Genomic DNA, 11,120 nt, shown 5'->3' with positions numbered 1-11,120 from the left:
CTGAATATTTTCTATTTAAATATGCAAAAACTAATATTTTTAACATAGTACGTGGTTCTACAACTGGCTTTCTACCTTTATGAGAGTAGGCACTGGTTAAAAAATTTAAATTCATCTCCTCAATAATATTGTGCACCAAGAAAACCTCGTCATCCATATCAAAATTATTAGTTAAATCAAAACTAAAAGATAGTTGCATTTTTTTGATTTTTGTTTTATTATTAATTTTAGTATGTGATTTCATATCAGATAAAACATACTAAAAAAGAGCTGAAAAATCAATAGATTTTTTAGCTCTTTTTCTTTTATTTAGGAACTATATTTTGAAACAGCCCTTTTTATTATACACTACTTTTCTATTGCATTTGATCAATCTCATGGGCTAACTTACTATTTTTTCTCTCTTCTTCATTTTCTTTTTTACTATTCTTATTTGCCTTCGCTGCTGTATTTAACATAGATATAGCTGTATAGAACACTACTGCAATAACTACCCAAGTAAGTATTTTAATAGGAAGAGACTTAACAAGATAAGCAGCTATTAAAACACCCACAGCTCCAATAGTAGAAAATGCCATAGAAGCTTTTCTATTATATGCACCCTCTTTTATAAATTTTATTGAAGCAATAGGCATTAGAAAAGCACACGAACCAAACATAATTGGAAATGCAACTTTTGGTGACATACCTAAAAAATAAACTAAAACCATACATGGTGCATAAAGTCCTATTCCAGCAGTCATTAATGTTCCTAAGATAAAGTTTACAATTAAAGCAAAAATCAATTTGCCTCCTTTAAGACCTATTGCTGTTCCCCCGCTAGGAATTAATCCTATTTGGCTAGACAACATTAAAATACCTGTAGCAATAAGAGCGAATCCCATAACTTTTTGTACTTTCTTTTCTGAAAATTTCGCAACTAATCCTGCTCCTATCCATGCACCTATTAATGCAGATACAATCATGCCTACTAATGTTAATGCTTCAACCTTTATTACTTTTATAAATATTAAAGCTTCAAGTATAACAGGTATTGTATATCCAACATTTAATGTCCCAGGTATAACTCTATCACTACTCTGTTTAAATATTCTAAGCATAGACGCTCCTGTTGCAAATGACCCTATCCCTAACACATCAAAAAAGTTAGTTACAAAACCTATTGTTGATAACTTCCACCAAGAATTATTCTCTAATTTTTCTTTATTCTTTATGAAATCTTTAACAAAGATGATCAAATAAATTAAGCATATACAACCTAATATTGAAAAAAGAATAGTTACCATTAAAACACTCCTTTTCTAATTATCATTTTCTCATCATTTTTAATTTTAATAATGCTAATGATTTTTTTGCATCAATCTTGTCAATATTGTTTTCTCCTACTACTTCAGTTTCAATACCCTTTTTCGACTTATTGAAATCAACAATTGTATCCATATACTTATTAGTTACAACAAATTTACCTTGTTTGCCTATAAAACTCAAACCAACTACAGGGATATTCTTTTGCCCTATTTCTTCTATAGTATTTGCAAAATCTACATCAGAGTTACCCCAACCATCTGCTGAAATAATAACTCCGTCAACCTGCATTGATTCTACCCATTGAGCCGCTCTTTCACCTACAAAATGTTTATCTTTATTGTCCTGAGGAGTCCCTACTATGATGACTCCTAATAAGTCGACATCTTTATCCTTTGTAATAACATTAAGTAATGGATCTCTAAAATGATGTAATGTAGTTTCTTTTGTTGATGGTCCTATCCCCATATTTATACACCTCTACTTGAAAATTAAGTCATAGCTCTTATTGCACCATCTCTATATTCATTTGGAGATAAAATCACTGGCATATTTCCCATATCAATTATTGATTTACCCCCTTCAACTCCACACGGTTCATTAGATAATAACACATTATCATACATCGCTCCCTGCCCTGCTACTTGTTTTATTAGAACTACTTTTTTATTATTCATACTTATTTTATCTATATACTCATGAACTTCATCAGCTTTACTTCCATTTAATTCTTTTAATGCTTTTCTTACACTTTGAATAAAATTATCACATGCTTTATGTGCTGCCATCGGGAATCTTCTTTCACCAAGAAGATCCCCCTTAATAATGACATCAAAATGTATTATATAATCAGCAGCAGATGGAGTTCCTACTCTTCCAAAATAAACCTTATCTTTGAGTATACCATGAGAAGATCCAAATTCAGCCATTTGCACTCCATCATCATTCGCACAAGTAAGCATTACATAAACTCCTGTTAAGGTATGCGTTATTCCTTCTCCTATATCCCCTAATGCTTTTACTGAAATAGGAATAAAATCTAAAATATTATTTACATCTTTTTTGTGTTCTTTTGGTTTTATTATATCTACATCTATTTTCTTGATAATTTTTTTATCATAATTGCACTTTTGAGCATATTTTTTATCTATTGATAAAGTACAATTATGTATAAAATTTTTATCTGCGAATTCAACTTTATTTATATGGAAACATTTTATTGTTAACTTTCTTTGTGCTTTACTCATTTATCTTATGTCTCCTTTTTAATTTTCAATAAAGTACTGCTATGATATTTTAAATTTTGGCAATATATTCATATGGAAGATTAACTATTCTTCCTGGCGTTTCTATTATCTCCAATTGCTTTAATGTATCCTTAACTATATTTCTCTGCATATCGGAATTATTCGGTTCACCTGCATTAGCCCCCATTGGAACTAATGGAGCAGACACTCTCGGTGCACCAGCTTGACGAACTACTGGTGGCAATGCTGCAATTATTATAGTAGAAATACCAGCTTCTTCAATCGCTCTCTGCACAATCACGGCAGAGCGGTGGCATGTGCCTCAGCCAGCTGTTAATAAAACTGTATCTACTCCTTCTTCTTTCAATATTTTTGCTATTTGAGGACCTGTTTCTTCAGTAAATACTTTAACATCTCCTCCTCCACCCATAAAACCTACATGCTTTGGAGCAACTTCTTTTATCAATCCTTCTTCTGCTAATTCTCTTAATCTATCTATTGGAAACATACAATTTATATCTTTATTTACATCACTGTTATCATATCCTCCATGTGATACCATTAAATTTTTGCTATCAACATCACCTGGTATTACTCTATACCCCGTATCTCCAGCAAGATTAAATCTTTTATCACTTTTAAGATGAACACCTGCGGCAGTAGCTAAAGCTACAGTCATTTCTTTCAATGGCTTTTCTACTGGAGTCCACACTACTGGAGGTGTGATTGGAACATAAATTTCAGATTGTAAACTACTTACAACTGTTAAACTCATAACTCTTCCTCCTTATTCATTAATAAATTTGAAGTCCACAAAATTTTATTTTACAATAATTTTGCAATCGACCACATTAATAAACTTACTTTTACAATTTCAAATTTTTCTTGATTTTAAGCTGTCTTTTAGCATTGTTGGCATAATTTTCATCGATATCTGGTCCTAAAACTTCGGGATACGTCATCATAAAACCAACTTCTTGACCTATCTTTAAATCATAATCACTTATGACCATTCTTCTAGGCACATATACCTTTCCCATTCTCCCCTTAAAATCTATAGCTATAGCACAATCATTTATTTCAACAATTATCCCTTCATAATATCTTTCAGTAGAAACATACTTTAATTTATCCATTTATCTATCTCTCCTTCAAGTTATGGATGAAGTACTGAGGATGGTTCATCTTTTTCATAAATTTCTCTTCTCTTCTTACTCTTTTTTAAAGTAGTTTCATTTGGTGCAAGTTCTATTTCTTTACCAGTTGCTTTTTCTATCATATCAATATTATTCAATTTTACATTTGGATTCCATGACCTTTCAGGCTCTTTTATATCTTCCCCTGACATTTTTGCTTTTAACATGCATAAAGCTCTTATAGCATCTTCATAAGCCAAACAGTTATTTTCTAGTATTTCATTTTCGATTCCTTGCCTTGACTTATTAAGATCAATCATAGCATCCATATATTTATTACCTACTACTAACTGACCTTGAACGGCTGCATATGTTGCTCCAACTACTGATACATTCCTTTCACCTACTTCTCCTATGTGACTTGCAAAATCAACATGATTATTTCCAAACCCTTCCGTTGTAACTATAGCACCATCTAAATCCATTGCTTCTATTGACATTCCCAACAGTTTTGATACATAAAATTTCTCTGAATTTACTTGTGGAGATCCTATTAATATTACAGCTACTAAATCTATTTCTTCATCATTCATAGCTTCTAATATTAGTGGTTCTCTCCAATAATGTCTTGAAGTTTCCTTTGATGCAGGTCCAATACATGTCAATGCATGAATACATCCATCTAGTATTTGAAGTGGAGATACAACTACTGGAACATTCCCTAAATCCACATTTGCCTTTGCGCCCAAAGTGCCTACTGGTTCAACAGGCATCAAATAGTTATCATGCATAGCACCTTGCCCCATTATTTCTTTTATGATAGCAACTTTTTTCTTTCCAAAACGTCTTTTCTGTACAAATTCATCAGTATTCACAATTAAACTTTCATCTGATTTTTTCAATGCTTCCCTTATTTCTTGTGTTATTACATCTGTAGCTCTATGAGCAGCCATAGGACCAGGTCTTTCCATTCCTGTACCTTCTTTTACTGTTACATCTGTTTTTATAAATATCTCACCTTTTTCTGGAGAACCAGGTCTACCCCACATAATATTTCTTTCTAATATACCCTCAGAAGAACCAAATTCTCCAATTTGAACTCCTTTTTCATCTGTTCCTGTAACCATTACTATAGCTCCATCAATCACTCTAGTTATACCTTCTCCAACTTCTCCTTCTTCCTTAACAGCTATAGGTTGAACATCCATAATAGTATTACTATATTCTTCATATTTTTCTGGAGTAATAATTTCTATTTTCATATCAACAACTAACTCTTCGGTTTCCATAGCATCTTTACAAATATCTTCCCTAATAAATAAAGTTGTACCCTCTATTTTAGTTTCAGGTCCAAACTTAACCTCATCAATTTTAAAATGCTTCCTAATTAATTTTCTTATTTCTTTTTCTTCATACTTTATTTTTGGTTCTTCTAAAGTTTCTAACTTTTTATCTGCTTTAGGAGATTTAACCTTCGTTGGAATATTAGTTCCAACTCCTCCAGTCCCTAAAGGCACCTCTATGTCTATTCCTTTTCCTTCACTTATCTTTATCTTTAAAATCCCACTATTTGCAGTAGCAATTTGATTCATCTCTGTTTCTTCCAAAACAACATTTTCATAACCTTCAAGTAAATCAGCTGTTATAGGAGTCAAAGCGGCTACATCTTTTATTAGTTTTTCTCCTATAACTTCCTTTCTAGTAAGCACACTATCATTTAAATCTGCAAGAAGAGAATCTGAAAGCTTTTCAAAATGCATTGGATTTTCTAAATCTTCTATATTTATTACCTCTCCTGCATTTTTATTGTATTTTAAAACAGCCTTTTCATCTTCTTCGGTTAACTTTACATCTTCACCTTTTTCAATTTTTTTCACTCCTTCAACTATGTCTGGAGTAAGCGGTGTTAGTGAGTCTATTGTTTTTATAACCTTGGCACCAATAACTTCACCTATTTTTAAGCAATCATCTGGAATAGTCAAAAGCCCCGAATCTACAAGATCTGGAATTATATTTGGATCTTCTAAATTCTCTGGTTCAAGTACCGTATCTGCTTCTGTCCTACAACACACAATAGCTATTTTGTTCTTCATCTCTATCGCCTGTTCAGCACTTATTGACATATATATTCTCCTTTCATTTATTTATTTTCTTCCATAGGCAATCTTCTAGTCAATGGATAATCTAATGTTCTAAAAACATGGTCAGTATGATGATATACGGGTATTCCCATCTTAGGTGCACAACACATTACTGTATTAGAACAATCGCTACAATTCGAAATAAGAACTCTTTTCGCTCCATTTTTCTTGAGAAATATAATTTTCTCTGCTTGCCCCGGACATTCTCCTGGAGTTTTACATTTATTAGCTCCTCTTACATCTACAACATTTTTACATTTTGTTACGCCAACAACTTTTGAACCCATTTTCGAAGCAATATCTCTTAATCTTTCTTCATTAGCTCCACAGGCACATACCAAAAGCCCTATAGGTCCTTCATATCTTGGTAAAGGTATAGTTACTATTGCACCTCCTGAAGTCTTAGTCACAACAGTACTATCTAAATCCTCTGCTTTTCCTGTATATGGACCACCAATAATTACCTCTCCATATTCTCCATCAATTCCTCCACACTTTTCTATAAGACTTGCAATTGGAGTCCCAATAGGTGTTTGAAAAAGGATATGAGGTTTATTTCCTCCTTTTATTTTTCCAACAACAGTGACATCTTTGTCTATAACAGGCTTTCTATCCTCAATAGCCCTTGTCATATTTGAAAGAGTTTCAGCATTTAAAACTACACAATCTGCCTCAAGAGGAAGCTGTGTCGGTTCAAGCCATTTGTCAAATATAGCATGAATAATCGCTCTTTCCTCTCCCATTGGATATATATCTTTTAATTCTTTGACTTCAATATTTTTTGAACCTGACAAATATTTGTTTATTGCTTTAATTGCTTTCAAATTTTTCGCTTTAATTGCTATATATGCTTTTGAAGCCTTGGTTATCTTCATTGCATATTCTATTCCCCTTACAACCATTCCAGGGTCTTTTTCGAGCAAAGCTATATTATGATGAAGTGCAGGTTCACATTCAACGCAATTTGCTATTATATATCCATTTGGCATTTCAGTTTTGAGCTTTATATGAGTAGGAAATCCTGCTCCACCTGCTCCAACTATTCCTGCTTCTTTTATCGCCTCCAAATAATCATTAGTAACTTTAATCTTCGCATATTCCTTAGGTTGTTCTTCATAAGCATTAATCACTATTCTGTCTTTTTCAATTTTTTTAGCTTTGCCAGATACACTTGAATAAATATTAGCTCCTAATCCATCAGGTACTGCAATAAGTTCACCTCTGCTTACCTCTTGTCCTTCCGATACTATTGCTTTACATGGTCCTCCTATATGCTGCTTTAATAATATTGATATATTCAATACTTCACCTCCTTTTAATAAGTTTCATCTATAGTTAGTAGCAAAAAACATGCCAAGACAAAGAAAGGGTTGAAATCAAGTGATATCACTTGATTTCAACCCTTTCTTTATTTACATCATTTTTATAATATTGACTAAAATTAGTCATTTTAATCTTTTTTATTTATTCTTAATTATTTGAACACTGTTATTAGCTCACTATACTATGTTTGACTGTTTTTCGACATAGTTATGTTTTCGTCACTATATATTATAGCGATTAATTTTAGAATGTAATGTAGTTCTAGGTATATTTAATAGATTCGCTGCTTTCAACTTATTCCCATTAGATATTTCTAATGCCTTTTTTATTAATGATATTTCAAATTTTTCAACCGATTCATTTAAACCCAAGTCAGTAGTATATATTTTTTCTATACCATTTTCACTTGATACTTTATGCCTAATATGGCGAGGTATTAAATCACTAGTTATAACATCGTCTCTATTTAAAGCAACTATATGCTCTACAGTATTTTTTAATTCTCTGGCATTTCCATACCAATCATATTTAATTAACATATCTGCAACTTCACTATCTATTTTAGGTACTTGCCTCTTATTCTCTTTACATATATTTTTTAGAAAATATTTGAAAAGTAATATAATATCCTCTTTTCTATCTCTCAAAGGAGGAAGTTTTATCTCTATTACATTTATCCTATAGTATAAATCTTCTCTAAACTCCCCTTTTTCTACCATTTCTTGGAGATTTTTATTTGTAGCAGAAATAACTCTTAAATTTAATTTAATATTTTTCTCTCCACCAACTTTTTTAATCTCTTTATTTTGTAATACTCTTAAAAGTTTCGCTTGCATAAATAGTGGAAGGTCTCCGATTTCATCTAAAAAAATGGTACCATCATTAGATAATTCAAACAATCCCATCTTACCACCTTTTTTTGCTCCCGTAAAAGCTCCTTCTTCATATCCAAAAAATTCACTTTCAAACAACTCTGCAGGAATAGCGCTACAATTAACAGGAACAAAATAACCTTTTGCTCCACTATAATCGTGTATAGCCCTTGCAAAAACTTCCTTGCCGGTGCCACTTTCTCCAACAATCAATATCGATGCGTTAGTTCTTGCTACCTGTTTAGACATTTCTATTTTTTGTTGAATAATCTTACTTTTACCTATAACTCCTCCAAAAGAATATTTGTTAACCTCTCTTTGCAAAAACTCTACTGTATCATTTGCTTTCTGTAGCTCATCTTGCATTTTCTTTATTTCTGATATGTCCCTATCAGTACTTACAACTCCAATAAATTTATTATTAACATAAATAGGAGCTGCACTAATAATTATATGTCATCCATCTCTAGGTGTATGATATATATTTTTAACTGGTTTTCTAGTACTTAATAGTTTTACATCTATTGCGTTAGGAAAATAATCTTTTAAATACTTTCCTCGTATTTCTGAAGTACTAATACCATAGAGCTTTTCTGCATTATTATTCCATATAACTACTTTTCCTTCATCGTCAACAAAACATATTGCTTCATTAATATTATTTAATATATATTTTAATATGACATCAGTTTTTTCTATCCCCATATACAAATAATCTCTAATATGTTCCTGTCTTATAACCCCTATAAGCTTTTCATTCTCTATTACTGGTAATCTCCCTATATTTTTATATACCATAATATTCCTACAGTTTAATAATGAAACATCCGGATTAATGTGAATTATATCTTTCAAAATAAATTTTCTTATTTGTTTATAATTACTACTACTTTTACAAATATTATATAAATCTTTTAAAGTAATAATACCTACTAATTTATTTGAATTATTAATAACAAAAACTTCTCTCCCGATGTTTTTGATTAATATATTTGATACATCATCCATATTTATATTTTCTTTTACTATAATAAAATCTTTTGACATAACTTTCTTAGCAGGTATATCGTAAGACTGTGAGAACATGCAATCACCAACCTTTATATAAAATAATTATATTATTATCATCTATTCTACAACTTCTTACTAAACTCCTTCCTTCTTACTAAACATTTCCAAAAGTTGAAAAAGTTAAGTGAAATATATTAGAAGTTAAATTATTATATAATTCTGGTAGCGAAAATACATCAACAAATTCCTAATCAAAGAGAAATTCAATCTAACAATATACTCCCATATATTTTATTGTTTCTTTTAATAAGCAAAAAAATATAAAGACTTGACTTAATATTAAGTCAAGTCTCTTATTATCTATATTTTTTCCCTATATAACTCAAAGGATTTTTAGGTGTACCATATTTTCTAACTTCAAAATGTACGTGGGGACCTGTGCTCCTCCCAGTATTCCCAACAGCAGCTACGGTTTTATCTTTATAGACTTTTTCACCTTTCTTTACATATATCTTACTACAATGTGCATACCTTGTAATAAATCCCCCACCATGGTCTATCTCAACCATATAGCCATATGCACCTCTCCAACCTGCAAAGGTAACCGTACCACCATCGGCAGCTTTAATTGGTGTACCCGTTCTGGAAGCCAAATCAACCCCTTCATGGAATTTACCCCATCTAGATCCAAATCTTGATGTCAGCTTACCACGAGTAGGAGACATAAAAACTCCCGTTCCCTTTACAGCAGGTATAGCTTTGGTTCCCTTTAGTACTATCTGAGCTACAGGTTGACTCTTTATAGTCTCAGAAATAACCTCTCTAGCAACCTCTATACCATTTTGTTTTTTCACTTTAGCTAATACTTCTCTCTCACCGTATTTACCTGCTCTTTTTATTCTAGTTTCATCCTTATATAAGTAATTTACATCTTCATATTTGACTTCATATTCTATTTTTTCTGTTAAGGTTTTTTCTTCTACAGTAGCAACTGTAAGATATGGTTTAGGTACTATTAGGTTAAGTTTATCTCCAGGCTGTATCAACTCCGAATCCTTATTTAAATTTGCAGCTATTAAATCATCTACCGTTATATTATATTTATGAGCTATAGACCAGAAACTTTCCCCTTTTTTTACCTCATGAATTTTTTCTTCATCGGTCCCTCTCTGCAGTATAGCTAACACTTTATCATGTTCTTTTATCTGTGACACAGGAACTTTTTCCTTTACTATCTTTACGTCCTCTACTATCTTAACCTCTTCTACTTTTCCATTCTTTTTCTTCACTAACTCTATGTAAGGTTCCTTTATCTTATTTAATATCTCATTAGCCATATCTTTAGATTTTACTGTACCTATATCTTTTCCATTCACTTGTAACGAGTATCCCCACACTTCAAACTTGAGCTGAGATTTTAATTTATTTTCTAATATGTACTGAGACATTACTTCTTCATCACTGGCATGTATTGGTTCATATACAATATCTTCGCCCAACACTATGTCCAAATTATAGTCTTTGGTAAGCCGTTCTTCCATAGAATTTACTAATTCTTCAACCTCTCCTTTAGTTCTAACAATTCCTATCTCTTTATCTCCCAATGCTACCCTAAAGGCTCTAGTACTTACCTCATATTTATATATTGTCTTGGCCGAAGCACCTAAAACTATTCCTAATATCAAAGTAATTATCAATTGTTTTCTAATATTTTTATCTTTAAGTCTAGTTATTATCTTATTAATAAATTTGTTTTCAAAATGCAAACTTACATTGTCCATCCTTTAACTCCTCTCTTGTGTTTTAATTCACACTTATGTGTAATTAAGAGATTTATTTTTTGTTTTCCCGTTTAATGTCAGTAATATTCGGGTAATAATATTGTAATCAGACTGTAATATAAAACTACTTTTACATTATATCATATTTAATCAATCTTACAACAGTCTTTTTATATTTTATTCCAAATGTGACTATTTTATAATATTTATGTTCAAATTTCTACATAATCAAGTTAGATTCTCAAAGAATTTAGCTTTTTTTATTTTTTATTATCTTTCAACCTATTGAGCGATTACATCATAT

The 11,120-nt window shown here is 31.2% G+C and carries 12 protein-coding genes; all 12 read right to left on the bottom strand.

From position 1 onward, the window contains the following. On the bottom strand, nt 1-199 hold a 199-nt coding region (locus Q326_RS19280), incomplete at its 3' end, for a transposase (RefSeq protein WP_488655822.1). 157 nt (nt 200-356) lie between these two features. Continuing rightward, on the bottom strand, nt 357-1,286 hold the full coding sequence (locus Q326_RS17160) for a sulfite exporter TauE/SafE family protein (RefSeq protein WP_051531396.1): 930 nt from the start codon (nt 1,284-1,286) through the stop codon (nt 357-359). A gap of 22 nt (nt 1,287-1,308) precedes the next feature. After that, nucleotides 1,309-1,773: a glycine/sarcosine/betaine reductase component B subunit gene (locus Q326_RS0110795; RefSeq protein WP_026895406.1), complete on the bottom strand. Its 465-nt coding sequence runs from the start codon at nt 1,771-1,773 to the stop codon at nt 1,309-1,311. A gap of 23 nt (nt 1,774-1,796) precedes the next feature. Continuing rightward, complete coding sequence (prdD, locus tag Q326_RS0110790; RefSeq protein ID WP_026895405.1) at nt 1,797-2,552, bottom strand: proline reductase cluster protein PrdD; 756 nt, start codon at nt 2,550-2,552, stop codon at nt 1,797-1,799. Between the two features lie 49 nt (nt 2,553-2,601). Next, the gene (locus Q326_RS19275; protein ID WP_488655821.1) at nt 2,602-2,847 is read right to left on the bottom strand and encodes a hypothetical protein; all 246 of its coding nucleotides are present in this window, start codon (nt 2,845-2,847) and stop codon (nt 2,602-2,604) included. A 27-nt stretch (nt 2,848-2,874) separates the two neighbouring features. Next, complete coding sequence (locus Q326_RS19270) at nt 2,875-3,327, bottom strand: glycine/sarcosine/betaine reductase selenoprotein B family protein (RefSeq protein ID WP_026895403.1); 453 nt, start codon at nt 3,325-3,327, stop codon at nt 2,875-2,877. Between the two features lie 91 nt (nt 3,328-3,418). Then, nucleotides 3,419-3,688 (bottom strand): CBO2463/CBO2479 domain-containing protein, encoded by a 270-nt coding sequence (locus Q326_RS0110775; protein ID WP_026895402.1) that lies wholly within the window; start codon nt 3,686-3,688, stop codon nt 3,419-3,421. 20 nt (nt 3,689-3,708) lie between these two features. Next, nucleotides 3,709-5,811, bottom strand: coding sequence for a D-proline reductase (dithiol) proprotein PrdA (gene prdA, locus Q326_RS0110770; RefSeq protein WP_026895401.1), 2,103 nt, complete (start codon nt 5,809-5,811; stop codon nt 3,709-3,711). Between the two features lie 17 nt (nt 5,812-5,828). Further along, nucleotides 5,829-7,130, bottom strand: coding sequence for a proline reductase-associated electron transfer protein PrdC (prdC, locus tag Q326_RS0110765; RefSeq protein WP_026895400.1), 1,302 nt, complete (start codon nt 7,128-7,130; stop codon nt 5,829-5,831). Nucleotides 7,131-7,373: 243 nt separating this feature from the next. After that, nucleotides 7,374-8,390: a sigma 54-interacting transcriptional regulator gene (locus Q326_RS18510; protein ID WP_051531395.1), complete on the bottom strand. Its 1,017-nt coding sequence runs from the start codon at nt 8,388-8,390 to the stop codon at nt 7,374-7,376. A gap of 90 nt (nt 8,391-8,480) precedes the next feature. Beyond that, nucleotides 8,481-9,110 (bottom strand): CBS domain-containing protein, encoded by a 630-nt coding sequence (locus Q326_RS18505; RefSeq protein ID WP_051531393.1) that lies wholly within the window; start codon nt 9,108-9,110, stop codon nt 8,481-8,483. 281 nt (nt 9,111-9,391) lie between these two features. Further along, complete coding sequence (locus Q326_RS17975) at nt 9,392-10,816, bottom strand: M23 family metallopeptidase (protein ID WP_051531391.1); 1,425 nt, start codon at nt 10,814-10,816, stop codon at nt 9,392-9,394. Nucleotides 10,817-11,120: the final 304 nt, after the last annotated feature.

Origin of the sequence: Clostridiisalibacter paucivorans DSM 22131 (genome assembly GCF_000620125.1) — a bacterium.
Classification (GTDB): Bacteria; Bacillota; Clostridia; order Tissierellales; family Clostridiisalibacteraceae; genus Clostridiisalibacter; species Clostridiisalibacter paucivorans.
Note: the sequence above shows the minus strand (reverse complement) of the source record. Positions and strands in the feature narration are given on the sequence as shown.